This is a genomic window from Enterobacter sp. V89_11, from assembly GCF_029967775.1.
Classification (GTDB): domain Bacteria; phylum Pseudomonadota; class Gammaproteobacteria; order Enterobacterales; family Enterobacteriaceae; genus Enterobacter; species Enterobacter ludwigii.
Window position 1 is genome coordinate 1 of sequence record NZ_JASCAN010000011.1, and the last position, 26911, is coordinate 26911.

The following is a 26911-nucleotide window of genomic DNA, read 5'->3' on the forward strand; positions in this document are numbered from 1 at the left end:
CCCGGGTGGCCACGCCCCGTTAGTAGAATGGCAGACCACCAGGTCTGCCTTTTTTATCCGCGCGCCGCGCGCAGCATTGCCTGTACCAGCACCACCGGTCGACCTTCCAGCGCGGCACGTTCATGCTGGAATAAGGTGATCACGAAGAACGGATGGGTCAGTAGCTCCGCGGCGCGAATTTCACCCTGCTCGTCCCAGCCGGTGACGCGCATTTCACCGCTCTCCAGCTCCCGTGCAAATTCCGGCGACACACCGTAATTGCAGTGATATCCCTCCACGATTTCCGGTTTGCCATAGGCTTTGGCGATGAGCGTATTGTTGCGCAGCTCAATTGCATCGGTTTTTTCCACCAGCGAGCAGGTTAATGGCGCAATCACCATTGTGCCTTCGGTATCCGTTTCGGCGTGCGCCGCATCGTGCCAGCCCAGCACATTACGGGCGTACTCAATCAGCGCATGCTGGAACCCGCCGCAGGTACCGAGGAAGGGAATACTGTTTTCGCGTGCGTAGCGTGCAGCGATAAAGGCCGCCGCCGTGTTTTTGTACGGGCTTGCAGGAACCAGCCAGATAGCGTCATAACCCACCAGATCTTCCGGGCTGGTCAGTTCCGTGGTCGCGAGCCAGTCATAATCAGCGGTGAGGTCAAGAACGGCAGCGGCGTCGTCAATTGCCAGCGGGATCGCCTGGTGCGCAATAACATCGGGATTGTAATCGCCAACCAGCGCAATGCGCAGTGTGGTTTTAGCCGGGAGGTGTTCCATGAAAGGTTCCTTATGCCTGAGTATTAGCAGATAACATAAGGAACCTCAGACTACCGATCTTCTGCAATTATCACAATACCTTAAATTGGGTGGGTAAAGACAAAGTGCTAGAGTAATACGCAGAACGTTTTGCCGCACCTGAGGAGAAAAGATGATCCAGTGTAAACGCGTATACGAACAGGCAAGCCCGGACGATGGTTATCGGGTGCTGGTAGACAGACTCTGGCCGCGTGGCGTGAAGAAAACCGATCTCGCGTATGATGAATGGTGTAAAACACTCACCCCGTCCAACGATTTACGCAAGGCTTTTCATAGCGAAACCCTTGATTTCAACGCCTTCAGCAAGGCGTACCGGGAAGAGCTGGCGCAGCACAAGGACGAGGGGTTGCGTCTTGCGGCGCTGGCCAGCAAGCAGACCTTAACCCTTCTCTATGGCGCGAAAGATAAGGAACACAATCACGCCCTGGTGTTAGCCGACTGGCTGCGTAATGTCTAGTCAGTCGATCATCAGTTCATCAAGGATTTGCGGCGCCGTATCCGGGGTAAGCGGCATCAGATGTTCGGCGCGAATAAACGCAAAGCCGTGCTGATTGTTAAACGCGAAGACATCACCGGTCACCAGCCAAAGCGCGCGATCCGAGGTGGTGGGTAACTGCGTCATGACGCCATTGACCGGGTTAACGAAACGCTGGCCGGGCTGACACAGGCCAAACAGTTCAACAGATTTACCAATATTACGACGGCCGGACGCCGTGCGGGCACCGATGATCATCGCCATGCTGCCCGGTTTAAGCTGAAACATACTTCTCTCACGATAACGGTAGCCATCGAAAGGCTAAGAATAATCCTAAAGAGAAGTGTACCGCAGCCACTATCCCGCTGTCACCTGGCAGGTTGCGGATGATCGCGACGATAAAGCGCCCATTCATCGATCACTTCGCCGCCAGGCAACTTGCACTCCGTGCGAACCCCTTGCGGGCTCTGAACCGGGACCTGTTCCCCGCCTTTATTCAGGCAGTAGACGGAGGCGGGATTAGCCATCCCGATAACATGGGGCGGTTTCGGGGCATCAGGCGGGGTTGTTTTGGAGGTACAGGCGGCCAGCGGTAACGCCAGTGCCAGAAGCAGTAATCTCATCTCATTGATCCTTTTCACTTCATCAGACTTTAAGGGTAACGGGTCACCGCCGCTTTCTCCACGATTTCTCCATCTTAACTGCACTTTTCCACACTACAGTGGCACGTGTTCTCAATGACCAGAGAACATCATTCCGTAATCAAGATGTCTTTGCCCCGGTCTCAACATCGGGGCTTTTTTTCTCCCCCGCTCCCCTGTGATGAATATTAAAATTTTTATATTCATGTTTTACTATGCCCGAAGTCGAAAAATTCAGCATAACATGCAGATGCAGACGTCTTCTGCATGGGAGTGAGCCTACGTCATGTCGGATATTATCCTTGCACGTGTTTCAGAAACGCTCGCCACTGAGCAGTCCCTTGAAAGTCTCGTCCGCCAGCTGCTGGAGATGCTGGAGATTGTGACTGAAATGGAGTCCACCTACCTGACGAAGGTCGATATCAATGCGCGGCTGCAGCATATCCTCTACGCCCGCAACAGCAAGCAGATGCAGATCCCTGAGGGGCTGAGCGTTCCCTGGGGCGACACGTTGTGTAAGCGCGCCATTGAGAGTGGTACGTTGTTCAGTAACGAGGTGGCTGAGCGCTGGCCGGATTGCGATGCCGCGAAAGCCCTTGGCATTACAACCTACATGAGTATCCCTATTCACCTTGCGGATGGTTCACTCTATGGCACGCTCTGCGCCACCAGCACGGAAAAGAAACATCCCAGTGACCGCGGTGAACAAGTTCTGAAATTATTTGCCGGGTTGATTGCCCAGTATATTCAGAAAGAGTCGCTGGTGATCCAGCTTCGGGAAGCCAATGCGGCACTCATTGCGCACTCTTATACCGATGCCCTTACCGGATTACCAAACCGCCGCGCCATCTTCGAAGAGCTGACGACCCTGTTTTCACTGGCAAAGCACCTTAAACGCAACGCCATCATCGCGTTTATCGACCTTGATGATTTCAAGCTGATTAACGACCGTTACGGGCATGAATCAGGCGATCGGTTCCTGATTGAAGTGGGTAAACGTCTGACTGAAGAAAAACAGGCGGACGAAATAATTGGCAGGCTGGGCGGTGATGAGTTTCTGGTGGCCTCGCTTAGCCAGACCAACAGTACGGGTGAGAGCACACAGATTAACCTGCTTAAAACGCGCCTCGACGCCCGTATTGCAGGAGAATACTGGCTGGGGAGCGTGAACATTATTTATCCTGGCGCCAGCTTCGGTGTGATTGAAGTTGACCCCACAGTGACCGATCCGGACAGTGCGTTACGCGCGGCTGATGTCGCGATGTATCAGCATAAGAAAGGAAAAAGTAAAACGCGCTTTCTCGCGATGGATTAACCCCGTACACTCTACGGCGTTATAAAAACCGAAACAGGTGATGGTATGAGAATAGGGATCCTCTTCCCGGTCGTTATTTTTATAACGGCGGTAGTGTTTTTGGCCTGGTTTTTTGTCGGTGGTTACGCTGCTCCGGGGGCATAAATGAGAAAAACAACCCTCATTATGCTGATCGTGGCAATCGTGGCTGTTGCAGGCTCCCAGCTAGGCTGGTGGTAAACCCACCACGTAAAAAGGCCGCCATATGGCAGCCTTTTTCAACATTTATCAGGCTTAGCTTTTGATTTTTCTGTAGATAAACAGAACAACCAACGCACCGATCACCGCGACAGCGAAGCTACCGAAGTTAAAGCCATCGACCTTACCAAAGCCGAACAGCGTACTGATCCAACCGCCCACCACTGCACCGATAATCCCCAGTATTACGGTGACGATAAACCCACCGCCATCTTTGCCCGGCATAATCCACTTCGCCAGAATACCTGCAATAAGCCCAAAGATAATCCAGGATAAAATTCCCATAAGTTTCCTCTCCGTATGGTTTTTGTCATTAAATCAACGACACAAGAAAGGATAGCACAGGATTTCAGAAAGGAAATTTGTGATAAGCATCACAGTGAGAGGGTGCGCGTTTATTCATCAACAGCACCACAAGAAATGAGGGGTTGCATCTTTTGTTGAGAAAGATTATCTTTCTCAACACTGAATAGTTGAGTGAAACGCTCAGGTATTCAGTACGACATTGCTCACATTGCTTCCAGTATTTCTTGCCCACTCTAGAGTGGGCTTTTTTTTACCTACACCGCAACAAAAGCGTGCCGGTTTCGCCCTGCGCGTTTTGCCTGATAGAGCGCCTGGTCGGCGGCTATAATGATGTTCTGCTGGCTGCCCGCGATATCCACGGCACGCGCAGTGGAGATCCCGACGCTAACCGTGACCCGCCCGAAGGGACTGAAAGCATGTTCAATATGCAGCGAAAAGACATTGCGGATGATCGTCTGACCGAGGCGGAGCGCCTCCTGGATATCCGTGTCAGGCAGGATCAGTGCAAACTCTTCCCCGCCATAGCGCGCCACAACCTGGTTGTCCCGGTTGAGGCTCTCCCTGAGGCTATTTCCCAACAGGGTTAAACAGCGGTCCCCTTCGGGATGACCATAGTTATCGTTGTATTTTTTGAAGTAGTCCACATCGATAATCAACACCGAAATCGGGGCGTCGCTGGCCGCACAGGCCGCAATTTCTGACAGAATTTTTTCATCAAAAATGCGTCGGTTGAAAAGTCCGGTTAGCGCATCTTCAGACGCAATAATCTTCAGCGCTCTGTTATCCCGTGTTTTTCTGGATAAATCGGAATAGAGGAAACAGGACGCCGCAATGAGTATCGCGGTAAAAACCAAAATGAGGACAGAAAGCTGGAGAGCCTGCTTGCGCCAGGGAGCGAGTGCTTCTTGCGTACTGACCGCCACGGTGGTGACGAGCCCGTAGCGCTTGTTCTTCTCGAAAGCATAAATGCGTTCGATTTTATCAAACCGTGAGACAGAGCTGGCAATACCCGCGTTTTGTACCTTGAGGTATGTCCTGAAGAGAGGCGAATCCGAAACAATCGCGCCAATGTAATTATTTTTAAACGGATGACGTACCAGCAACACGCCTGACTGGGTTGTTAAGCCGATCACGCCTGAGTGACCAATATTGATCTGCCCGTATAACGCCAGAAAATTTTCGATACCCAGCGTAACCACAACGACACCGTTAAACGCGCCGGTAGGGGTTTCCAGCCGACGACTAATGGTTATGACCCATTTACCATTCGTTCTGCTGACCACCGGCTGGCCAATAAAAATCTGCTGGCTCTTATTTTCTTTGTGGTAGATAAAAAACGACCTGTCCACCCCTTTCCGGGGTCCGGAAAAACTTTCATGCAGTGCCGTAAAAATATTCCCTTGCGCATCGTAAACAACCACATTATTTATCTGGATAAGAAGATTATCCTGATTGCTTATCATCCGCTGGATATTTTTGGCCTGTTGTGGGGTCATGCCATAAATTTTGATTATGTCGGAAACCGAAGTAATCAACATTTCACTTTGGCGCATGATCCCTTCGCTGTACACGTCTAAGGTATGGCTCAGGTTGGCAACGCTGGTGTTTATTTGCTGGATTGACTGCTGCCTGGACGTGGTAATTTGGACGGCAAGCGACAGCGAAATGATCAATGAGACAATGATGACGGTAATAGTTGTTGTGTAAAAAGTATTTTTCACATGCACGAGCTCTTCCACCTTATCACGCCTGACATCCCTGGCTGACAACTAGAGTCACTGTAACAAAGCTCAGGATAAGAGGAAAATGAATTGCACTTAAGCATACAACAGAAATTTGATGATATTTCGCTTTTCGCAAACGGGCATCAGATATTATTACTGGGCCCCTTTCACAGAAAAAAATCTCTTACAGACTGACCTTCTCCAGCGGCTTAGATAAGATGACTTTAATAAATTCTTTATACGAGACCGGTTTACCAAAATAGTATCCCTGCAACAGGGTAATCTGATTACGGTTGAGATAGTCCAGTTGCTCCTTCGTTTCTACCCCTTCAGCCACGATATGCAGTGAGAGTTTTTTCGCCAGGTCAATCACACAGTCCAGCAGGATCGTAGAGTCTTTCGCCTCTGATACCCGGTTCACGAAACTTTTATCGATTTTAATATAATCAATCGCCAGCGCGTGCAGACAGGAGAGTCCGGAATACCCGGTCCCAAAGTCATCAAGCGCAATGACGAAACCGGCGTTATGTAACGCATTGAGATTTTCCACCAGATGAGGATTATCGATCAGCGGTTCACGCTCGGTCACTTCGAGAACCAGTTTGACCTCTTTACCATAAAAGCCTTTTCCAAAGACCCGGCAGTCAGCGATAAAAGAAGGCGCATTGATGTGTCTGGCGCTGATGTTCACCCCGATGTGAAATCCGTCCGGCAACTTAGGCAAAAGCGGCTTTAGCTCGGTCACCACTGTCGCCATTAAACTTTTGGTCAGCGGAATTATCAGGCCGCTGCGCTCGGCAATCGGAATAAAAACATCCGGTGGGATAAAGCCTGATTTTGGGTGCTTCCACCTTGCCAGTACTTCCACGCCATACAAACCGCCGGTATCGCCATTCACGATCGGCTGATAGTACGGAACGATCTGGCCGTGGATGATGGCTTTACGCAGATCGTCTTCAAACGAGCTGCTTTTCCCCCTGTAGCGACGGATAAGAATGCCAACAGCCGCAGATAACGCAAGGATAAGCAGTATCAGGCTCCATCCCTGGTGCAGTAAACGCGTCAGGCTGAAAAAGGCGGGAGGCTGCCAGGCCATGCTAAACGGAAAATGTGCCGATACTGTTAAGGAACCCGCCCACTTCACGGGGGGCCAGCTGGTCACATCCCCCGCGCCGGCTATCGCTTTTTCGCCAACAACCAGCCTCAGCCCCGTGCTGTTTGCTGCACTCGCAATAACATCCCGCAAATGCGCGTCGCTAACGCTTACGATAACGCGCCCTTTCGCGACGGGCATCTGAAAAAGTAACACCGGAATGCCGTTCACCAGGCGATTACCGGGGAGCAGCATCAATTCTTTGTTGGGCAGCGTCTGCGGGCGAACAATCAATACGCCGTTTCCGGGAAGGGAGGTACAGACGATCCTGCCCTGCTGCTCAATCATAATGGCGCGAAGATGCGGTTTCAGCGCAGCTTCCGAACCCAGTTCACGTTGTCCGGTGTCGGTACACCCTTCAGCGGCGACCCGTTTTGCGGTATCTGCAGCACTGACAGCCTCAGCAAGAATGGCCTCAATTTTACGCGTGCTTGCGGCGGCGGTTTCGGCATAATTTGACCGGGCCATATGCCACAACTGCCAGTTAATGATCAGCATGCCACTCAGAAACACAAATAAGGCACACAGAATGGGGAGCATAACGTTGCGCACGATTTTTTCCTTAAGAGAAAAATGCTCATTTATGACCTGTATAAGGCGATCGCCTGGCAAACTCTGCGCTGCTTAAAGCAATGTGAAAAGTTTAGTTAAGATTTATCTTAAAAAACTGGTACTTCCGCATGAGTTAGTCTGACTGAATAAGATAAACCTCCGTTATTATCAGGCTTGTGCCTTGCCCTGGCTGTGTTAAGATTTGTGAAATCAGGGAGCGGACGGGACCACTGGAAAATGAAAAAGATCATTGCCGTTGCTATCATTTCAACGTTGCTGGTCGCCCTCTCTCTCTACGCGGTTAATGCGGTTATCGTGGCCCAGCAAAAGAGCAAACAGCTCGAGGTTTCCCATTCCCTTTTGCAATATTCAGAAGGCCTCTCTCAAAGTGTGGCGCAGGCGCTCAAAAGCATTACTACACAGGGTTGTGATAAAACCAGTCTCGATAGTTACAGGCAGATAAAGTTAGATAGCCTCTATTTCGGGGATATCGGTTTTATTGAAAAGGGGAAAATAGCCTGTACTGCTTTTTGGGGTAAACTCGCCACTCCCGTTGCCCTTCCTGCAGAGCTGCATAAAACGCCACGGGGTTTTCTTCTGGCACAGTTTTCCAGAAAAGATTTTTTTACAGGCAATGCGGCAATTTATAATAACGTGATTATATTCACCTCCCGCTATGCTTACGATAAGTTCACGCCGATTACGGCGAACTATTCACTGAGTACGACGACCAAAGATTTCGGCAGAACATTTTTCTCAGCCTCCCCGGTGATAAAAGAACAGAGCTGGCTGCATTCGAATCTGTTTACCTTAACCCTGACGCAGTGCAGCGCCGTATGGGATTTGTGTGTGATCGTGAAGCATCACAACGCAGGGCTGGCTTCGTTGTATCTGGTGGTGTTTACCCTTCTCACGGCAATTCTGGCTTTCATCTGGATAGCGATCACGCTGTTTTTCTTCCGCATCTATGAAGATCGGTTCTCACTGGAGCGCACGCTGGTTAACGCGGTAAAAGCCAATACCATCAGCGTTAACTACCAGCCCATTATTCGAATTCAGGATAAAAAAATGGTGGGCGTCGAAGTTCTGTCGAGATGGCGCGATAACAATCATGGAGAGGTCTCGCCTGAGCTCTTTATTCCCTTAATTAAGAAAATTGGCCTGTATCAAAAGTATTATATCAATATCATCGAAAAATCCCTGGCAGAAATCGCCTCGCTGGCGATTAAACATCATCTGGTGATTTCATTAAACATTGGTCGAACCGAGATTGAAGACGGGCAATTCATTAAGATTCTGTGTCGTGAGTGTTTAGTGAATAGCATTCCACTCTCCTTGATAAAAGTTGAACTCTCTGAAAAGGCGGTCTCCACTGCGGATGTTCTCGAAGGGTTTTGTCAGGCGTTAAAATCACTGGGTGTGAGAATATCAATTGACGATTTTGGAGTGCAAAACTCTAACCTCGCCCGCATATCGCTTCTGGAATACGATGAGATCAAAATAGATAAATCGCTGGTAGATGGTATTAATGAGCATTATAAACAGAATATATTCGTCATCTTTAGTGACGCCCTCGCCAGACTGAATAAAACGCTCGTCTTTGAAGGTGTGGAAAGCGAAACGCAATATCGCTTTATCGCAGATCGGTATCCTGATGCCCTGATTCAGGGATGGTATTTCTCTAAATCACTGACCATTGGTGAACTGACGCAGCAACTTAACAACGATAAGCAAAAACCAGCGCGTTAACGTGTCAACATTGACGACGTGACGGCTCTGCATAGCGTCCAGTTATAATTCACGACGTTGAGTTTTAGCTCTCCGCAAACCTCACCGTAACGCTGCATGCGGCGCTCACGGAAAAACGCCCTCAGAAATTCAGGCAGACAGTCTGCCTGGTAGCGCAACAGCGTAGTGTGCCAGAACGGCGCTGGCAAAGGGGTATTGCCATGGCGTAAGCGCAACGCCTCTTGCCAGTCCGTGGTTAACAGACGTTCACAAAACGCCTGCCGCTGCCTCAAGGCAAGTGTATCGGGTATGCCTGCAAGCAAGAGCTGGTTGGGCAATGCCACCAGCCTGAGTTCCCGAACCGTGATACCCAGACCGGCAAAAGGGGTCCATGCGTCGATAAGCTGATGCGTCTTCGCCGGTAACGGTGCATTCTCGTCGTAGAGAGGGAGCGTTATGGGTACGAAGGTGAAATGGAAGCCGGATGGCGGCTGGAGGTCTACTAACGAGTCGTGGCGGGTCAACGCCCGCAGTTCCTGAAACAACATGTCGACAGACGCGGCCATTTCCGGCTGGAAACCTGTCGCCAGTGCGAGCTTTTGCGTAGCATAAAACGGCTCCCCTACCGCTCCGATACCGTCCCGCTTTTCCCAGAGCGCCAGCGTCTTCGCGTTGGTGTCGTGGTAATGTTTTTCCAGATCAGACGTTTCCATTTCTTTCCTAAAAACATATAGTCGTCACATTCAGACCGTAGATTACCCTGAAGCACACTCTCATTTGGTCAAAACGTGAAAAATTCTCTGTTGTTTCCGCTGTTACTCTTTTTCCTGATCGTTATTTTCGCCCTGCTCATCGGTAAACCCTCAACGCACATCCCGGATAAAAAATGCATGTGGTCCGATAGCGTGATGCTGAGCTGTTTAGCAAAGCATCAGCACAACGGTTTTTGAGGCGGACTATTCATTTCCCCACTGATTGAGGAAGTTCGCAATATCATCAATGCGCGCGCTACGGATGCCGGCTTCACTCGCCATCTCTTGCTGGGCTTCCTCGCTGATCTCTTCATTGTTCGATAAACGGGTGAGCAGCAACTGGAAATAACAGGCAAGAGGATCGCGCTCTGCCTCACTTACCGGCTCCGCGGCTTCCGACGCGTATTCATCGACGATGTCATAATACTTAAGTGGAATTTCATTGTGCATAAACAGTCTCTTCTCTGACCTTTAAGGGTAATGCCTGAGTATATCGGACGGCACTCTTTGACCAAAGCCTTGTTAATCAACGCAACCACAATGCAATCAATGCAGCCAGCGCCGGTAAAGCCTGAACACAGAGTATTTTTCGGCTGGCGGTCATGGCACCGTAAATGCCCGCAATCAACACGCAGGTCAAAAAGAAGAAGACCACAGGAACACCGCTTTCACCAAGCCACAGTCCCCAGAGCAGTCCCGCTGCCAGAAAACCGTTATACAACCCCTGATTTGCGGCCAGCACGCGGGTATCGCGTGCAAAATCAGTGCTGAGATTAAATGCCTTGTGGCCTGTTTTTGTGTTCCACAGGAACATTTCCAGAACAAGTATGTAGAGATGAATTAATGCAACAATAGCGACAAGGATCGTAGCTAACATCTTGCAGTCTCCCGCAGGCAGAGGAAAAAACGGGGACCTTCTGGCCCCCGTTCACGTTTAACCCAGAATCTGGATGACATATTCGCGATGATCGCGTCGCCAGACTCTGAACATTTTAGCATATTCTATATGCGTTAACGATCGGGCCAGCGATTTCAACCATTTAATATGGTGCATCAACGTGACACCGGAACGAACGTTAACTCAGAACGCTGCCGTTCCATACATCTCCGAGATTTATTACCCGGTCATTATTGTATGCACCAGAGGCATTCAGGTTTTTCAGCGGGCTCCAGTCATTGTTCCAGGGGATAAACATGGTTGCTTTAGGGTATTTCTGAAGAATAATACTCACTAAATTTGCATAATCAAACTGGCCGTTAATTGTTGATGGCCCCACCTCAGCAAAGGCAAACGGCTTATTCATTGCCACCATTTCATCGTAACCGTTTACAGCGGCAGGATTGTCTGTATATAAGTCCAGGCCAGTAATATCAACATACTCTGCGCCAGGGTAATAAGATGTCTTATAATCCCGGTTTGCATCAGGAGAGAAGACCCAGAGTAAATTGTTTAACCCTTTCGTTTTAACGAAATAGTTAAAGATATCCTGATACAGGCGTCGATACAGATCCATACGTACAGTATCGTTTGTATTCTCACCGGTTGCCCCCCACCAGAACCACTCGCCATTCATCTCATGCAAGGGTCGATAAAAGACGGTGACACCTTTCTCATTCAGTTGCTGTAGGCCCTGAGCGACTTTATCAAGCATTGCCAGCCAGCGCCCACGCGACGGCGTTCCAGACTGTAAGATTGCAGAAAATTCATCATTACTCACAGGATGCTTGAGAGCCCCCTTTCCATCACCAGGATTATTCCCCGCAAAACAAGGGTTTGGTAAATGGTGGCTGATCGCGACCAGTCCGCCTTTTTTCCAGTGGTCGATCAGATCGGTATTACAACCAAAATCGATCAAACTGGCTTCCTCTCCAGGGGTACAGGCATCCCAGCCACGGGCATAGTCAGCGCTATAAATAGCGGGGAATTTCCCGGTCAGGGCCTGCAGGTCTTTTCCTTGTTGCAGGGAAAAAGCATCGACGCCGCCGATATTGCTATAGCCACCAAAAATACCCGAAATGAGCTTTTTACCCTGTCGTTCGGACAGACCACTCAACCACTGATAAATCATTTTCGCATTATTATCTGCAGACTGATTTGCGGGTACTACAGCAAAAGTACTCATTTATAGAATATCCTTACGTCTCGATTGGAAAATACATGGCAATGAATGACCATGCGTGTTTGCTACGTACACAATAAAACCGATATTGCCCGGTTTTATTTTTTCGTACAGTTTGTCTGGCTTTTCCCACTACCGCGGACAGTGCCAGCGCAGCAATACCGTTTGATTAGACAATTTGCTGCGACAGGGATATTTATATCAGCCGTCTGCTTAAAATGATGCTAATTCACGTTGTGCTATCTCCCGTAATACGAGTGATATTCCGCACACCAGAAAGTTATGCTGACAACAGAATTAATGAGGGTTTCACCGTAACCGTCGCACCCGATAAGTTAGATCAGGTATTCATGAGCGCGGCACCGGTTGAGGCCGGACACCATAACAATGAATTTAGTGAGACGTGGAATTAAGATATTCAAGAAATTTTGGGGCATACATCGCCGAATCAAACGGCGAAAGCGCATGATGGCCCGGTAGAGCGGGGACGGTAAATGCTATTTAAGGGAGGGGTTTTGATAACCGTACGAAATCGAATAATAAAAAACGGGAACCCATCGGCTCCCGTTCTTGTTTAACCCAGCAAGTGGATTACATGTTCGCGATAATCGCGTCGCCAAACTCTGAACATTTCAGCAGCTTAGCGCCTTCCATCAGACGTTCGAAATCGTACGTTACGGTTTTCGCGTTAATCGCGCCTTCCATACCTTTAACGATCAGGTCTGCGGCTTCGAACCATTCCATATGACGGAGCATCATTTCTGCAGACAGGATGATAGAACCTGGGTTCACTTTATCCTGGCCGGCATATTTTGGTGCCGTACCGTGGGTCGCTTCGAACAGTGCGCACTCGTCACCGATGTTCGCACCAGGAGCGATACCAATACCGCCAACCTGCGCCGCCAGGGCGTCGGAGATGTAGTCACCGTTCAGGTTCATACAGGCGATAACGTCATATTCAGCAGGACGCAGCAGGATCTGCTGCAGGAACGCATCGGCGATCACATCTTTAATGATGATCTCTTTGCCGGTGTTCGGGTTCTTGATCTTCTGCCATGGACCACCGTCAATCAGCTCACCACCGAACTCTTCCATCGCCAGCTGGTAGCCCCAGTCTTTGAATGCGCCTTCGGTGAACTTCATGATGTTGCCTTTGTGAACCAGCGTCACAGAGTCACGGTCGTTGGTGATCGCGTATTCAATGGCCGCACGCACCAGACGTTTAGTCCCTTCTTCGGAGCAAGGCTTGATACCGATACCGCAATGCTCAGGGAAGCGAATTTTCTTCACGCCCATCTCTTCGCGCAGGAATTTAATCACTTTCTCTGCGTCAGCAGAGTCCGCTTTCCACTCGATGCCCGCGTAGATGTCTTCTGAGTTTTCGCGGAAGATAACCATGTCGGTCAGTTCAGGGTGCTTAACCGGGCTTGGGGTGCCCTGATAGTAACGAACCGGACGCAGACACACGTACAGGTCCAGCTCCTGACGCAGCGCAACGTTCAGGGAACGAATACCGCCACCGACTGGAGTTGTCAGAGGGCCTTTAATAGCAACGCGGTAGTCGCGGATCAGGTCCAGCGTTTCAGCTGGCAGCCAAACGTCCTGGCCATAAACTTGAGTAGATTTTTCACCGGTGTAAATTTCCATCCAGGAAATTTTACGCTCGCCTTTGTAGGCTTTCTCAACAGCGGCATCAACCACTTTCAGCATTGCCGGGGTAACGTCTACACCGATACCGTCACCTTCGATGAACGGGATAATCGGATTGTGAGGAACGTTAATCTTGCCGTTTTGCAGGGTGATCTTTTTACCTTCCGCCGGAACAACTACTTTGCTTTCCATTAACCTCTCCTTCGAGCGCTTCTGGTTGTTACTGATCTTATGTTAATAAATTGTAATGAGCCCTTCGATAGTACCTGATTGTCCGACGCCATGAAAGGTCTTCGTTAATAGGCTATAATGCGGCAATTGATAACGTCTGAAAATACCATGAAGAAAACTTCTTTTACAAAACACCGGGTTGAGCGATTCAGCTCACGACAAGCCGCCAGAAGACCACAAGAATCCAAGCCAAAGCGGGTGATTTTGTTCAATAAACCCTACGATGTTTTGCCGCAGTTTACTGACGAAGCCGGACGCAGCACGCTGAAGGATTACATTCCTGTTCAGGGCGTCTACGCCGCCGGCCGTCTGGACCGGGATAGCGAAGGACTTCTGGTCTTAACCAACGATGGTGCCTTACAGGCCAGGCTCACTCAGCCGGGCAAACGCACGGGAAAGATTTACTTCGTCCAGGTTGAAGGTGAACCGGATGAAGAGACGCTGGCGACATTACGCCGCGGCGTGACGTTAAACGATGGTCCTACCTTGCCTGCAGGTATTGAGCTCGTCAGCGAGCCGGAATGGCTGTGGCCACGCACGCCGCCGATCCGCGAGCGCAAATCCATCCCGACGAGCTGGCTCAAGATCACCCTTTATGAAGGCCGTAATCGCCAGGTTCGCCGGATGACCGCACACGTGGGCTTCCCTACCCTGCGACTTATTCGCTACGCCATGGGCAACTACACCCTGGATTCACTGGCAAACGGTGAATGGCGGGACGTTACCCCTTAAGGAGTCACTATGTTTAAACCGCATGTCACGGTCGCCTGCGTGGTTCACGCGCAGGGTAAGTTTTTGGTCGTTGAAGAGAGTATTAACGGCAAGGCACTCTGGAACCAGCCAGCCGGGCACCTTGAAGCCAATGAAACCTTACTGCAGGCCGCTAAACGAGAACTGTGGGAAGAGACCGGTATCCACGCGGAGCCGCAGCACTTCATCCGTATGCACCAGTGGATTGCCCCTGATCACACCCCGTTCCTGCGCTTTTTATTTGCCGTCGAGCTTAGCGAAACGTGCGCCACAGAGCCGCAGGACGATGATATCGATCGCTGCCTGTGGGTCACTGCCGAAGATATTCTGAACGCGCCAAACCTGCGCTCGCCGCTGGTTGCCGAGAGTATCCGCTGCTGGCAGTCTGCTGGTCGCCTGCCGCTTGAGGTGATTGGAGAATTTAACTGGCCGTTTACAGAGGGTGCCAATGGTGGGGGGGCGTGATAGAATACGCCGCCTTGAAGTTCAATGTCGTGAGTATTCCATGTCAGATAACAGCCAGAAAAAAGTGATCGTCGGCATGTCCGGCGGTGTCGATTCCTCCGTTTCCGCCTACCTGTTGCAACAACAGGGCTATAAGGTGGAGGGCCTGTTCATGAAGAACTGGGAGGAAGATGATGGCGAGGAATATTGCACTGCTGCTGCGGATCTCGCCGATGCGCAGGCGGTGTGCGATAAGCTGGGCATTGAACTGCACACCGTTAACTTTGCTGCAGAATACTGGGACAACGTCTTCGAGCTTTTCCTGGAAGAGTACAAAGCCGGTCGTACCCCGAACCCGGACATTCTGTGCAACAAAGAGATCAAATTTAAAGCCTTCCTGGAATTCGCCGCAGAAGATCTGGGCGCAGACTATATTGCGACCGGGCACTACGTGCGTCGTGCCGATGTGAATGGCAAAAGCCAGCTGCTGCGCGGTCTGGATGGCAACAAAGATCAAAGCTACTTCCTGTATACACTCAGCCACGAACAGATTGCGCAAAGCCTGTTCCCGGTAGGCGAGCTTGAAAAGCCGCAGGTGCGTAAAATCGCCGAAGAGCTGGATCTGATCACCGCGAAGAAAAAAGACTCCACCGGTATCTGTTTTATCGGCGAGCGCAAATTCCGCGATTTCCTTGGTCGTTACCTGCCGGCACAGCCGGGCAAAATCGTTACCGTCGACGGTGATGAGATTGGTCAACATCAGGGGCTGATGTACCACACGCTGGGCCAGCGTAAAGGGCTGGGTATTGGCGGCACCAAAGAAGGCAGCGAAGATCCGTGGTACGTCGTAGATAAAGATGTCGAAAACAATATTCTGGTTGTCGCTCAGGGCCACGACCATCCGCGTCTGATGTCCGTCGGCCTCATCGCACAACAGCTGCACTGGGTCGATCGTGAGCCGCTGAAGGGTACGCTGCGCTGCACGGTAAAAACACGCTATCGCCAGACCGATATCCCTTGTACCGTCACCGCGCTGGATGATGAACGCATTGATGTGCGTTTCGACGAGCCGGTTGCGGCGGTCACCCCAGGCCAGTCCGCCGTATTCTACAGCGGCGAAATCTGTCTGGGCGGCGGGATCATTGAACAGCGCCTGCCGCTGCCGGCCGTTTAACACGATTGCACACATAAAGGAGAACGTGTGGCGAAGAACTATTATGACATCACCCTGGCACTGGCTGGAATTTGCCAGTCTGCCCGTCTGGTGCAACAGCTGGCGCATCAGGGTCATTGCGATGCTGACGCGCTGCACGTTTCACTCAACAGCGTTATCGACCTCAACCCCGGTTCGACTCTGGGTGTCTTCGGTGGGAGTGAAACCAATCTTCGTCTCGGTCTTGAAACTTTGCTTGGCGTGCTTAACGCCAGTAGCCGTCAGGGGTTGAACGCGGAGCTGACCCGCTACACGTTAAGCCTGATGGTGCTGGAGCGTAAGCTCAGCGCGGCTAAAGGCGCCCTTGATACGCTCGGTGACCGCATTGCCGGGCTGCAGCGCCAGCTCGACCATTTTGATCTGCAGTCCGAAACGCTGCTCAGTGCCATGGCCGGCATTTATGTTGACGTCATCAGCCCGCTGGGCCCACGTATTCAGGTCACAGGCTCTCCTGCCGTGCTGCAAAGCCCGCAGGTTCAGGCAAAAGTCCGCGCCTCCCTGCTGGCGGGTATTCGTGCCGCCGTGCTGTGGCATCAGGTTGGCGGTGGCCGCCTGCAGTTAATGTTTTCTCGTAATCGCCTGACGACTCAGGCAAAACAAATTCTTGCTCATTGTTAACCTCCCGGAGTTGCGAATTATGGAATTATCCTCACTGACCGCCGTATCCCCTGTAGATGGACGCTACGGCGATAAAGTCAGCGCGCTGCGCGGGATCTTCAGCGAATATGGTTTGCTGAAGTTCCGTGTTCAGGTTGAAGTACGCTGGCTGCAAAAGCTGGCCGCCCAGGCAGCAATCAAGGAAGTTCCTGCTTTTGACGCCCAGGCAAACGATTACCTCGATAAAATCGTTGCTGACTTCAACGAAGAAGATGCTGCGCGCATTAAAACTATTGAGCGCACCACCAACCATGACGTAAAAGCGGTTGAGTATTTCCTGAAAGAGAAAGTGGCAAGCGTGCCTGCGCTGCATGCCGTGTCTGAATTCATTCACTTCGCCTGCACCTCAGAAGACATTAACAACCTGTCTCATGCACTGATGCTCTCCACCGCACGTAAAGACGTGGTGCTGCCTTACTGGCGTAAAATCATCGACGCGGTAAAAGCACTGTCTGTCGAATATCGTGATATTCCGCTGCTGTCCCGTACCCACGGTCAGCCGGCCACTCCCTCCACGATGGGTAAAGAGATGGCAAACGTGGCGTACCGTATGGAACGTCAGTATCGTCAGCTGGAGCAGGTCGAGATTCTGGGTAAAATCAACGGTGCGGTAGGTAACTACAACGCCCACATCGCCGCCTACCCGGAAGTGGACTGGCATCAGTTCAGCGAAGCGTTCGTGACCTCTCTGGGCATTCAGTGGAACCCGTACACCACCCAGATTGAGCCGCACGACTATATCGCGGAACTGTTTGACTGCATCGCTCGCTTCAACACCATTCTGATCGATTTCGATCGTGACGTGTGGGGTTACATCGCGCTGAACCACTTCAAACAGAAGACCATCGCCGGTGAAATTGGCTCCTCAACCATGCCGCACAAAGTCAACCCAATCGACTTCGAAAACTCCGAAGGCAACCTGGGCCTGGCGAATGCGGTGCTGCAGCACATGGCGAGCAAACTGCCAGTTTCCCGCTGGCAGCGCGACCTGACTGACTCCACCGTGCTGCGTAACCTGGGCGTGGGTATCGGCTACGCGCTGATCGCGTATCAGTCCACCCTGAAAGGTGTAAGCAAACTGGAAGTGAACCGCGACCGTCTGCTGGACGAGCTGGATCACAACTGGGAAGTGCTGGCAGAGCCCATTCAGACCGTCATGCGTCGTTATGGCATTGAAAAACCGTACGAGAAACTGAAAGAGCTGACGCGCGGCAAACGCGTAGACGCCGAAGGCATGAAACAGTTTATCGACAGTCTGGAACTGCCAGAAGACGAGAAAACCCGCCTGAAAGCGATGACCCCGGCAAACTATATCGGCCGTGCCATCACCATGGTTGACGAGCTGAAGTAACCTCCCTTCCCCCTTTCCGCCTGGAAAGGGGGCTGCTTTTCCCCGGTTTACTTAATGTTTATCCCCACAACAACATAATCAGCGTTAAACTATTCATACCATTCATATAGGGAGAAAAGATGATGCGCGTACTGGTTGTTGAGGATAACGCATTGCTACGCCATCACCTGAAGGTTCAGCTTCAGGAGATGGGACATCAGGTGGACGATGCCGAAGATGCAAAAGAAGCCGATTATTATCTCAATGAGCACCTGCCGGACATCGCCATCGTCGATCTCGGATTGCCTGATGAAGACGGTTTGTCGTTGATTCGTCGCTGGCGCAGCCATGATGTCTCCCTTCCGGTTCTGGTATTGACCGCACGTGAAGGCTGGCAGGACAAGGTTGAAGTGCTCAGCGCGGGCGCGGATGATTACGTCACCAAGCCGTTTCACATCGAAGAAGTGGCGGCACGCATGCAGGCACTGCTGCGCCGCAACAGCGGCCTGGCCTCCCAGGTGATTTCGATTCCCCCTTTCCAGGTTGATCTCTCCCGTCGTGAATTCTCGATCAATAATGAAGTCATTAAGCTGACCGCGTTCGAATACACCATCATGGAAACGTTAATCCGCAACAGCGGCAAAGTGGTGAGCAAAGACTCCTTAATGCTTCAGCTTTATCCGGATGCCGAGCTGCGTGAGAGCCACACGATTGATGTGTTGATGGGACGTCTGCGCAAGAAAATTCAGGCGGAGTACCCGCAGGACGTGATCACGACCGTCCGTGGTCAGGGTTATCTGTTCGAAATACGCTAAATGAAAGGGATCTTGCGTCATATTCTGCCCCTCTCGCTGCGGGTTCGCTTTTTACTGGCAACAGCCGCCGTCGTGCTGGTGTTATCCCTCTCCTACGGCATGGTGGCTCTGGTGGGCTACAGCGTCAGTTTTGATAAAACAACTTTTCGACTGTTGCGTGGTGAAAGCAACCTGTTTTATACCCTGGCGAAATGGGAAAACAACACGATCACCGTCGAAATGCCGGAAAACCTTAACCAGCAAAGCCCGACGCTGGCCCTGATTTATAACGAAAAGGGAAAACTACTTTGGGCACAACGCGATATCCCATGGCTGGTTAAAAGTATTCGTCCGGAATGGCTTAAGACCAATGGTTTCCACGAACTTGAAGCCGATCTGAACACCACCAGCTCGCTGCTGCGCGAGGACCGCTCCCTGCAGCAAAAGCTGAATGAGATCCGCGCAGACGATGCCGAAACAGAAATGACGCACTCCGTGGCGATTAACCTCTACCCGGCCACGATGAACATGCCGCAGTTAACTATCGTGGTGGTCGATACCATCCCGGTCGAGCTTAAACGTTCTTATATGGTATGGAACTGGTTCGTCTATGTTCTGGCCGCGAATCTGCTGCTGGTAATCCCGCTGCTGTGGCTCGCCGCGTGGTGGAGTTTACGCCCCATCGAATCGCTGGCGAGAGAGGTGCGCGAGCTGGAAGAACATCATCGTGAGAAGCTCAACCCGGAGACTACCCGCGAGCTGACAAGCCTGGTGCGTAACCTCAACCGTCTGCTGAAAAGCGAACGTGAGCGCTATGATAAATACCGCACCACCCTCACCGACCTCACGCATAGCCTGAAAACGCCGCTGGCGGTGATGCAAAGTACCCTGCGTTCGATGCGCAGCTCAAAGCTGAGCGTTGATGATGCCGAGCCGGTGATGCTGGAACAGATCAGCCGTATTTCTCAGCAAATTGGTTACTATCTGCACCGTGCCAGCATGCGTTCCGGCAGCGCGTTATTGAGCCGCGAACTGCATCCTGTGGCACCGCTTCTGGATAACCTCACCTCCGCGCTCAACAAGGTTTACCAGCGCAAAGGGGTCAATATCAGCCTCGATATCTCTCCCGAAATCAGCTTTGTTGGTGAAAAAAATGATTTCATGGAAGTGATGGGCAATCTGCTGGATAACGCCTGTAAATATTGCCTGGAATTCGTGGAAGTTTCCGCGCGTCAGACGGATAACGAATTGCATATTATCGTTGAGGATGATGGCCCGGGGATCCCGCGCAATAAACGTGATGTGGTATTCGACCGCGGTCAGCGTGCGGATACGCTGCGCCCCGGCCAGGGGGTTGGGTTAGCGGTGGCACGCGAAATCGTCGACCAGTACGACGGAAAAATTGAAACCGAAGACAGTTTACTCGGAGGCGCCAGAATGGAGGTCATTTTCGGTCGCCAGCAGCCCACATCGAACGATAGTTAACCCGTTATGTGAAAAATGCGAGGATCTCGCACCCAGGCTCCTGTGCTTCCGTTATAATCCGAGTCAGTAAGAGCCTGCGGAATAAAAAAATATGGATTATCACTTAACACTTAACTGGCCCGAATTTATTGAACGTTACTGGCAGAAGCGCCCGGTCGTTCTTAAACGCGGGTTCAGCAATTTTGTCGATCCCCTCTCCCCTGACGAACTGGCCGGCCTGGCCATGGAGAGCGAAGTCGACAGCCGCCTGGTAAGCCACCAGGACGGGAAATGGCAGGTCAGCCACGGTCCTTTCGAAAGCTACGATCACCTCGGTGAAAACAACTGGTCATTGCTGGTTCAGGCGGTTAACCACTGGCATGAACCGACTGCGGCGTTAATGCGTCCGTTCCGCGCCCTGCCCGACTGGCGAATGGACGATCTGATGATCTCCTTCTCCGTGCCAGGAGGGGGCGTTGGGCCGCATCTGGACCAGTACGACGTCTTTATCATTCAGGGTACAGGCCGCCGCCGCTGGCGCGTGGGCGACAAAGTGCCGATGAAACAGCACTGCCCGCATCCGGACCTGCTTCAGGTCGATCCGTTTGAAGGGATTATCGATGAAGAGCTGGAGCCGGGTGATATTCTCTATATCCCACCTGGGTTCCCGCACGAAGGGTATTCGCTGGAAAACTCGCTGAACTACTCCGTCGGATTCCGCGCACCAAGCGGTCGCGAAATGATCAGCGGCTTTGCTGACTACGTGCTGCAGCGTGAACTGGGCAGCCATCGTTACAGCGATCCGGATGTGCCTGCACGCGAGCACCCGGCCGATATTGTGCCAGCCGAACTGGACAAGCTTCGCGGTATGATGCTGGATTTGATCAATGAACCGGCGCATTTCAGCCAGTGGTTTGGTGAGTTTATCAGCCAGTCACGCCATGAGCTGGATGTGGCACCGCCAGAGCCGCCATACCAGGCCGACGAGATTTATGACGCACTGCAGCAGGGCGACAAACTGGTTCGTCTGGGCGGGTTGCGCGTACTGCGCATCGGTGAAGATGTTTTCGTTAACGGCGAGAAGCTGGACTCCCCTCACCGTCCGGCGCTGGAGGCTATTGCCAGCCACCTGACCTTAACGGCCGATACCTTTGGCGATGCGCTGGAAGATCCCTCTTTCCTCGCGATGCTCGCCGCGCTGGTGAACAGCGGGTACTGGTTCTTTGAGGACTAAACCGTAAAGTAAAAGAGTGCCGGGGGCGGCTTCGCCTGACCCGGCCTTTTTTTGTCATTACCGCGCCGCGGTCAGCTCCGCAATTCGCACAATCACCTTCACCGCTTTTTCCATTCCTTCCAGCGTCACGAACTCGTGCTTGCCGTGATAGTTGTAGCCACCGGTAAACAGATTCGGGCAAGGCAGCCCCATGAACGACAGCTGCGAACCGTCTGTGCCACCACGAATCGGTTTTAACAGCGGTTCAATATCACAGTCACGCATTGCCTGCTGCGCGATATCGAGGATATGCGGATGCGCCATCACTTTCTCGCGCATATTGTAGTAGCTGTCTTCAATAATCAGCTCGATATAGCAATCCGGATGCAGGCCCTTACCGACCTTTTTGGCTATCTCCATCATCTTACGTTTACGCGCTTCAAATGCTTTACGGTCAAAGTCGCGAATGATGTAGTGCATCTGCGCACTGTCTACGGTGCCTTTAATGCTGGTCAGGTGATAAAAACCTTCATAACCGTCGGTCTGTTCCGGGCTCTCTTCTGGCGGAACTTCCGCATGAATACGCGACGCCAGCGACAACGCATTCACCATGACCCCTTTGGCGGAGCCAGGATGAACGTTGTTTCCGACGATTTTGATTGTCACGGACGCGGCGTTGAAATTCTCGAACTCCAGTTCCCCTACGCCGCCACCGTCGACGGTATAGGCCCACTTCGCGTTAAAGGCCTCTACGTCGAAGTGTTTTGCCCCCTTGCCGACCTCTTCATCCGGCGTAAAGGCGACACGGATATCCCCGTGCGGGATATTTTTCTCTTTCAGCACCGCCAGCGCCGTCATGATCTCGGCAATCCCCGCTTTGTCATCGGCACCCAGCAGCGTTTTGCCGTCGGTGGTGATGAGCGTCTGACCAAGCAGCTGGTGCAGCACCGGGAACATCACCGGCGACAGCACTTCGTCACCAATCCCCAGCGCAATGTCGCCGCCGCGGTAGTTTTCAACAATCTGCGGGTTCACATGTTTACCGCTAAAATCCGGAGAGGTGTCGACATGGGAGATAAAGCCAATCGCCGGGATATCACCGGAGACATTCGCAGGCAGCGTTCCCATCACAGTGCCTTTCTCGCTTAACGTGACGTTAACCAGCCCCATGGCGTCGAGCTGCTCTTTGAGCAGGTTTAATAACTTCCACTGGCCTTCGGTGCTTGGCACCTGGCGGACACCCGGTTTAGATTGGGTATCCAGCGAAACGTACTGTAAAAAACGCTCAAGTAATTTATCCATGCAGTCACCCTCACTTTTTGTGACAACATTATCAATAAGCATCAAAAGGCAAATATTGCGTCAGGTCACTTTTATCCCGCAAACGAGAATATTTTCCGTTTATATCGTATCCGTTAGTAAATGTAGCTTATGAATCAGTGACAAGGATTGGCGATTACAGTGGTTTGCCGTAGAATGTCCGCCCTCATTACGAGTCACCAAGGTGGTTACACACAAACCCCGCTTCGGTCTGCATCCCGGAGCGTCTATATGGGACAGCGCAAAAATTGAATACACAATCCCGTTCACGTTCACCGCTGGTGCAACTGGAACGAATTCGTAAAAGTTTTGATGGTAAAGATGTTATTTCCGGGCTCAACCTGACCATCAATGACGGTGAGTTCCTCACGCTGCTTGGCCCCTCTGGCTGCGGCAAAACAACCGTACTGCGCCTTATCGCCGGACTGGAAAACGTCGATAGCGGTCACATCCACCTTGAACACCAGGATATCACCCAGGTCCCCGCCGAAGAGCGGCACGTGAATACCGTCTTTCAGAGCTATGCCCTGTTTCCGCACATGACCGTGTTCGAGAACGTCGCATTTGGCCTGCGGATGCAAAAAACACCGGCCAGCGAGATCCCTGCTCGCGTTACCGACGCGCTGCGCATGGTGCAACTGGAAGAATTTGCCCAGCGTAAGCCACACCAGCTTTCCGGCGGCCAGCAGCAGCGCGTTGCTATCGCCCGCGCTGTGGTCAATAAACCGCGTCTGCTCCTGCTGGATGAGTCACTTTCCGCGCTGGACTACAAACTGCGCAAGCAGATGCAGAACGAGCTTAAAGCCCTGCAGCGCAAGCTCGGCATTACCTTTGTCTTCGTTACCCACGATCAGGAAGAGGCACTCACCATGTCGGACCGTATCGTGGTGATGCGTGACGGCAAAATCGAGCAGGACGGCACGCCACGTGAAATCTATGAAGAGCCGAAAAACCTGTTCGTGGCCAGCTTCATTGGGGAGATCAACATTTTCAACGCCACGGTGATTGAACGCCTGGACGAACAGCGCGTGCGGGCCAACGTAGAAGGCCGCGAGTGCAATATCACCGTGAATTTCGCCGTCGAAAAAGGGCAAAAGCTCAACGTCCTGCTGCGCCCGGAGGATCTGCGCGTTGAAGAGATCCACGGCAATACTGATGCCGAGGGCCTGATTGGCTATATCCGGGAGCGCAACTATAAAGGGATGACGCTGGAGTCTGTCGTCGAACTGGAAAACGGTAAGATGGTGATGGTCAGCGAGTTCTTTAATGAGGACGACCCTGATTTCGACCACTCCCTCGACCAGAAAATGGTTATCAATTGGGTAGAAAGCTGGGAGGTTGTACTGGCTGATGAAGAACACAAGTAAATTCCAGAATGTGGTGATTGCTACTATCGTCGGTTGGCTTGTGTTGTTTGTCTTCTTACCCAACCTGATGATCATCGCAACCAGCTTCCTGACCCGCGACGATACTGACTTCGTAAAGCTGGTCTTTACGCTGGACAACTACTCGCGTCTGCTCGATCCGCTCTATTTTGACGTGCTGTTGCACTCGCTTAATATGGCGCTGATCGCCACCGTTGCCTGCCTGGTGCTGGGTTATCCCTTTGCATGGTTTCTGGCGCGTCTGCCGCAAAAAGTGCGTCCACTGCTGCTCTTTTTGCTGATCGTGCCTTTCTGGACCAACTCCCTGATCCGCATCTACGGGCTGAAAATTTTCCTCAGCACCAAAGGCTATCTGAACGAGTTCCTGTTGTGGCTGGGCGTGATTGATACGCCAGTGCGCATCATGTTTACGCCGGGTGCGGTCATTGTGGGTCTGGTCTACATCCTGCTGCCCTTTATGGTGATGCCGCTCTACTCCAGCATTGAGAAGCTGGATAAACCGCTGCTGGAAGCTGCGAGAGACCTGGGCGCCAGCAAACTGCAGACCTTTATCCGGATTATCATTCCGTTGACCATGCCCGGCATCATTGCAGGTTGTCTGCTGGTAATGCTGCCGGCAATGGGCTTGTTCTACGTGTCCGACCTGATGGGCGGCGCGAAAAACCTGCTTATCGGCAACGTGATTAAGAGTCAGTTCCTGAACATTCGCGACTGGCCGTTCGGTTCCGCTACCAGCATTACGCTCACGGTGGTGATGGGCCTGATGCTGTTGATCTACTGGCGTGCTTCACGATTACTGAATAAAAAGGTGGAACTCGAATGATCGGTCGACTGCTTCGCGGCGGTTTTATGACCGCCATCTATGCGTATCTTTATATTCCGATCATTATTTTGATCGTGAACTCGTTTAACAGCTCGCGTTTCGGCATCAACTGGCAAGGTTTCACTACCAACTGGTACAGCCTGCTGATGAACAACGACAGCCTGCTGCAGGCTGCTCAGCACTCCCTGACGATGGCGATTTTCTCCGCCACCTTCGCCACGCTGATTGGTTCGCTTACCGCCGTGGCGCTCTACCGCTATCGCTTCCGGGGTAAACCGTTCGTCAGCGGGATGCTGTTTGTGGTGATGATGTCGCCGGATATCGTCATGGCGATTTCGCTGCTGGTGCTGTTTATGCTGCTGGGCGTCCAGTTGGGCTTCTGGTCACTGCTGTTCTCCCACATCACTTTCTGCCTGCCGTTTGTGGTGGTCACCGTCTTCGCACGCCTGAAAGGGTTTGACGTGCGCATGCTGGAAGCCGCAAAAGATCTGGGTGCCAGTGAGATGATCATCCTGCGCAAAATCATCCTGCCGCTGGCGATGCCCGCCGTTGCTGCCGGATGGCTGCTGAGTTTTACCCTGTCGATGGACGATGTGGTGGTCTCCTCCTTCGTCACCGGCCCGAGTTATGAAATTCTGCCGTTGAAGATCTATTCAATGGTGAAAGTCGGCGTCTCGCCCGAGGTGAACGCGCTGGCGACCATACTCTTAGTGTTCTCGCTGGTGCTGGTGATTGCCAGCCAGGTTATTGCTCGTGATAAAACAAAATCTCAGGGGACAATGAAATGAAAAAAATGCTTGCCGCTGCGGCACTGGTGCTCGGAATGGGTGCCGCGCACGCTGATGACAGCAAAACGCTCTATTTCTATAACTGGACCGAGTATGTGCCACCTGGCCTGCTGGAGCAGTTCACGAAAGAGACGGGCATCAAGGTTATCTATTCTACCTATGAGTCGAATGAAACCATGTACGCCAAGCTCAAAACTTATAAAGAAGGCGCGTACGATCTGGTCGTCCCGTCGACCTATTTCGTCGATAAAATGCGCAAAGAGGGCATGATTCAGAAGATCGATAAAACGAAGCTCACTCACTTCAACAATCTCGATCCGGAGATGCTCAATAAGCCGTTTGACCCGAATAATGACTACTCCATTCCTTACATCTGGGGCGCAACCGCCATTGGGGTCAACAGCGAGGCTATCGATCCGAAAACCGTTACAAGCTGGGCCGATCTGTGGAAACCGGAATACAAAGGCAGCCTGCTGTTAACCGACGACGCGCGCGAAGTGTTCCAGGTAGCGCTGCGTAAGCTCGGCTACTCAGGCAATACGACGGACCCGAAAGAGATTGAAGCGGCCTATAACGAGCTGAAAAAGCTGATGCCTAACGTGGCGGCATTCAACTCTGATAACCCGGCAAACCCGTATATGGAAGGCGAAGTGAATCTGGGCATGGTGTGGAACGGCTCCGCGTATGTTGCCCGTCAGGCCGGTACGCCGCTGGAGGTAGTGTGGCCGAAAGAAGGCGGGATCTTCTGGATGGATAGCCTCTCTATTCCTGCAAACGCGAAGAACGTTGACGGTGCCCTGAAGCTGATTAACTTCCTGCTGCGCCCGGACGTCGCGAAACAGGTTGCGGAGACCATTGGTTATCCCACCCCGAACCTCGCCGCGCGCAAGCTGCTCAGCCCGGCCGTCGCGAACGACAAATCGCTCTATCCGGATGCGCAAACCATCAGTAAAGGCGAGTGGCAAAACGATGTCGGTGACGCAAGCCGCATCTATGAAGAGTATTACCAGAAATTAAAAGCGGGCCGGTAAGCGGCCAGGCTTTCT

At 52.0% G+C, this 26911-nt stretch carries 28 protein-coding genes; 16 read left to right on the top strand and 12 right to left on the bottom strand.

Annotation, left to right across the window (positions count from 1 at the left end; genetic code table 11):
• Positions 1-53: 53 nt before the first annotated feature.
• Positions 54-761 carry a CTP synthase gene (locus QLG09_RS10355; RefSeq protein ID WP_014169630.1) on the bottom strand — a complete coding sequence of 236 codons (708 nt, stop codon included), beginning with the start codon at positions 759-761 and terminating at the stop codon, positions 54-56.
• A gap of 151 nt (positions 762-912) precedes the next feature.
• Here QLG09_RS10355 and QLG09_RS10360 point away from each other — a divergent pair, with 151 nt between their 5' ends.
• Positions 913-1257 (top strand): DUF488 domain-containing protein, encoded by a 345-nt coding sequence (locus tag QLG09_RS10360; protein ID WP_014169629.1) that lies wholly within the window; start codon positions 913-915, stop codon positions 1255-1257.
• Here the strand turns inward: QLG09_RS10360 and QLG09_RS10365 are convergent, their stop codons facing one another.
• The gene (locus QLG09_RS10365) at positions 1258-1563 is read right to left on the bottom strand and encodes a hypothetical protein (RefSeq protein WP_282488887.1); all 306 of its coding nucleotides are present in this window, start codon (positions 1561-1563) and stop codon (positions 1258-1260) included. It abuts the gene before it with no gap.
• Between the two features lie 80 nt (positions 1564-1643).
• Entirely contained in the window at positions 1644-1898 is a 255-nt protein-coding gene (locus QLG09_RS10370; protein WP_044868072.1) for a DUF333 domain-containing protein, read from the bottom strand.
• 304 nt (positions 1899-2202) lie between these two features.
• Between QLG09_RS10370 and QLG09_RS10375 the strand changes: the two genes are divergently transcribed.
• Together QLG09_RS10375 and QLG09_RS10380 are read left to right on the top strand one after the other, a co-directional pair.
• Positions 2203-3231, top strand: a complete 1029-nt coding sequence (locus QLG09_RS10375) for a sensor domain-containing diguanylate cyclase (RefSeq protein WP_040017217.1) — start codon at positions 2203-2205, stop codon at positions 3229-3231.
• 45 nt (positions 3232-3276) lie between these two features.
• The gene (locus QLG09_RS10380) at positions 3277-3375 is read left to right on the top strand and encodes a YoaK family small membrane protein (RefSeq protein ID WP_014883431.1); all 99 of its coding nucleotides are present in this window, start codon (positions 3277-3279) and stop codon (positions 3373-3375) included.
• Between the two features lie 129 nt (positions 3376-3504).
• Here QLG09_RS10380 and QLG09_RS10385 read toward each other — a convergent pair whose 3' ends face one another.
• The 3 genes from QLG09_RS10385 to QLG09_RS10395 all read right to left on the bottom strand — a co-directional run bounded on the left by QLG09_RS10385 (position 3505) and on the right by QLG09_RS10395 (position 7203).
• Positions 3505-3753, bottom strand: coding sequence for a GlsB/YeaQ/YmgE family stress response membrane protein (locus QLG09_RS10385; RefSeq protein WP_006174788.1), 249 nt, complete (start codon positions 3751-3753; stop codon positions 3505-3507).
• A 275-nt stretch (positions 3754-4028) separates the two neighbouring features.
• Positions 4029-5501, bottom strand: coding sequence for a sensor domain-containing diguanylate cyclase (locus QLG09_RS10390; RefSeq protein WP_282488906.1), 1473 nt, complete (start codon positions 5499-5501; stop codon positions 4029-4031).
• A gap of 181 nt (positions 5502-5682) precedes the next feature.
• Complete coding sequence (locus tag QLG09_RS10395) at positions 5683-7203, bottom strand: cyclic diguanylate phosphodiesterase (RefSeq protein ID WP_282488889.1); 1521 nt, start codon at positions 7201-7203, stop codon at positions 5683-5685.
• Positions 7204-7440: 237 nt separating this feature from the next.
• Here QLG09_RS10395 and QLG09_RS10400 point away from each other — a divergent pair, with 237 nt between their 5' ends.
• Positions 7441-8952 carry a cyclic diguanylate phosphodiesterase gene (locus QLG09_RS10400; protein ID WP_282488890.1) on the top strand — a complete coding sequence of 504 codons (1512 nt, stop codon included), beginning with the start codon at positions 7441-7443 and terminating at the stop codon, positions 8950-8952.
• Here QLG09_RS10400 and QLG09_RS10405 read toward each other — a convergent pair.
• The 5 genes from QLG09_RS10405 to icd all read right to left on the bottom strand — a co-directional run bounded on the left by QLG09_RS10405 (position 8949) and on the right by icd (position 13645).
• Entirely contained in the window at positions 8949-9644 is a 696-nt protein-coding gene (locus QLG09_RS10405) for a hypothetical protein (protein WP_282488891.1), read from the bottom strand. The two genes, QLG09_RS10400 and QLG09_RS10405, sit on opposite strands and share 4 nt — an antisense overlap.
• 243 nt (positions 9645-9887) lie before the next feature.
• Positions 9888-10133 carry a YmjA family protein gene (locus QLG09_RS10410; RefSeq protein ID WP_014169620.1) on the bottom strand — a complete coding sequence of 82 codons (246 nt, stop codon included), beginning with the start codon at positions 10131-10133 and terminating at the stop codon, positions 9888-9890.
• A gap of 76 nt (positions 10134-10209) precedes the next feature.
• On the bottom strand, positions 10210-10560 hold the full coding sequence (locus QLG09_RS10415; protein WP_282488892.1) for a DUF1304 domain-containing protein: 351 nt from the start codon (positions 10558-10560) through the stop codon (positions 10210-10212).
• A gap of 199 nt (positions 10561-10759) precedes the next feature.
• Positions 10760-11806 (bottom strand): glycosyl hydrolase, encoded by a 1047-nt coding sequence (locus tag QLG09_RS10420; RefSeq protein WP_282488893.1) that lies wholly within the window; start codon positions 11804-11806, stop codon positions 10760-10762.
• Positions 11807-12394: 588 nt separating this feature from the next.
• The gene (icd, locus tag QLG09_RS10425; RefSeq protein WP_014169617.1) at positions 12395-13645 is read right to left on the bottom strand and encodes an NADP-dependent isocitrate dehydrogenase; all 1251 of its coding nucleotides are present in this window, start codon (positions 13643-13645) and stop codon (positions 12395-12397) included.
• Positions 13646-13762: 117 nt separating this feature from the next.
• Between icd and rluE the strand changes: the two genes are divergently transcribed.
• From rluE to QLG09_RS10465, 8 genes are all read left to right on the top strand, one after another.
• The gene (rluE, locus tag QLG09_RS10430) at positions 13763-14416 is read left to right on the top strand and encodes a 23S rRNA pseudouridine(2457) synthase RluE (RefSeq protein ID WP_049023566.1); all 654 of its coding nucleotides are present in this window, start codon (positions 13763-13765) and stop codon (positions 14414-14416) included.
• A 9-nt stretch (positions 14417-14425) separates the two neighbouring features.
• Positions 14426-14899 carry an NUDIX hydrolase gene (locus QLG09_RS10435; protein ID WP_049023567.1) on the top strand — a complete coding sequence of 158 codons (474 nt, stop codon included), beginning with the start codon at positions 14426-14428 and terminating at the stop codon, positions 14897-14899.
• Between the two features lie 40 nt (positions 14900-14939).
• On the top strand, positions 14940-16052 hold the full coding sequence (gene mnmA / locus QLG09_RS10440) for a tRNA 2-thiouridine(34) synthase MnmA (protein WP_032670452.1): 1113 nt from the start codon (positions 14940-14942) through the stop codon (positions 16050-16052).
• A gap of 27 nt (positions 16053-16079) precedes the next feature.
• Positions 16080-16709, top strand: a complete 630-nt coding sequence (gene hflD, locus QLG09_RS10445) for a high frequency lysogenization protein HflD (RefSeq protein ID WP_014169611.1) — start codon at positions 16080-16082, stop codon at positions 16707-16709.
• 19 nt (positions 16710-16728) lie between these two features.
• Positions 16729-18099 carry an adenylosuccinate lyase gene (gene purB / locus QLG09_RS10450; protein ID WP_020884458.1) on the top strand — a complete coding sequence of 457 codons (1371 nt, stop codon included), beginning with the start codon at positions 16729-16731 and terminating at the stop codon, positions 18097-18099.
• 122 nt (positions 18100-18221) lie between these two features.
• The gene (phoP, locus tag QLG09_RS10455; RefSeq protein WP_032670531.1) at positions 18222-18893 is read left to right on the top strand and encodes a two-component system response regulator PhoP; all 672 of its coding nucleotides are present in this window, start codon (positions 18222-18224) and stop codon (positions 18891-18893) included.
• The gene (phoQ, locus tag QLG09_RS10460) at positions 18894-20357 is read left to right on the top strand and encodes a two-component system sensor histidine kinase PhoQ (protein ID WP_032681238.1); all 1464 of its coding nucleotides are present in this window, start codon (positions 18894-18896) and stop codon (positions 20355-20357) included. It begins immediately after the preceding gene.
• A gap of 91 nt (positions 20358-20448) precedes the next feature.
• Positions 20449-21570, top strand: a complete 1122-nt coding sequence (locus QLG09_RS10465) for a cupin domain-containing protein (RefSeq protein WP_032677894.1) — start codon at positions 20449-20451, stop codon at positions 21568-21570.
• A gap of 57 nt (positions 21571-21627) precedes the next feature.
• Here the strand turns inward: QLG09_RS10465 and pepT are convergent, their stop codons facing one another.
• Positions 21628-22851, bottom strand: coding sequence for a peptidase T (gene pepT / locus QLG09_RS10470; protein WP_047357245.1), 1224 nt, complete (start codon positions 22849-22851; stop codon positions 21628-21630).
• A 233-nt stretch (positions 22852-23084) separates the two neighbouring features.
• Between pepT and potA the strand changes: the two genes are divergently transcribed.
• The 4 genes from potA to potD are packed head-to-tail and all read left to right on the top strand — an operon-like array spanning position 23085 to position 26896.
• Positions 23085-24236, top strand: a complete 1152-nt coding sequence (potA, locus tag QLG09_RS10475; protein ID WP_181240015.1) for a spermidine/putrescine ABC transporter ATP-binding protein PotA — start codon at positions 23085-23087, stop codon at positions 24234-24236.
• Positions 24220-25077, top strand: a complete 858-nt coding sequence (gene potB, locus QLG09_RS10480) for a spermidine/putrescine ABC transporter permease PotB (protein WP_020884651.1) — start codon at positions 24220-24222, stop codon at positions 25075-25077. Before potA ends, potB begins: the two co-directional genes overlap by 17 nt.
• Positions 25074-25865 (top strand): spermidine/putrescine ABC transporter permease PotC, encoded by a 792-nt coding sequence (gene potC, locus QLG09_RS10485; RefSeq protein WP_047174455.1) that lies wholly within the window; start codon positions 25074-25076, stop codon positions 25863-25865. Before potB ends, potC begins: the two co-directional genes overlap by 4 nt.
• On the top strand, positions 25862-26896 hold the full coding sequence (gene potD, locus QLG09_RS10490; RefSeq protein WP_014169602.1) for a spermidine/putrescine ABC transporter substrate-binding protein PotD: 1035 nt from the start codon (positions 25862-25864) through the stop codon (positions 26894-26896). Before potC ends, potD begins: the two co-directional genes overlap by 4 nt.
• Positions 26897-26911: the final 15 nt, after the last annotated feature.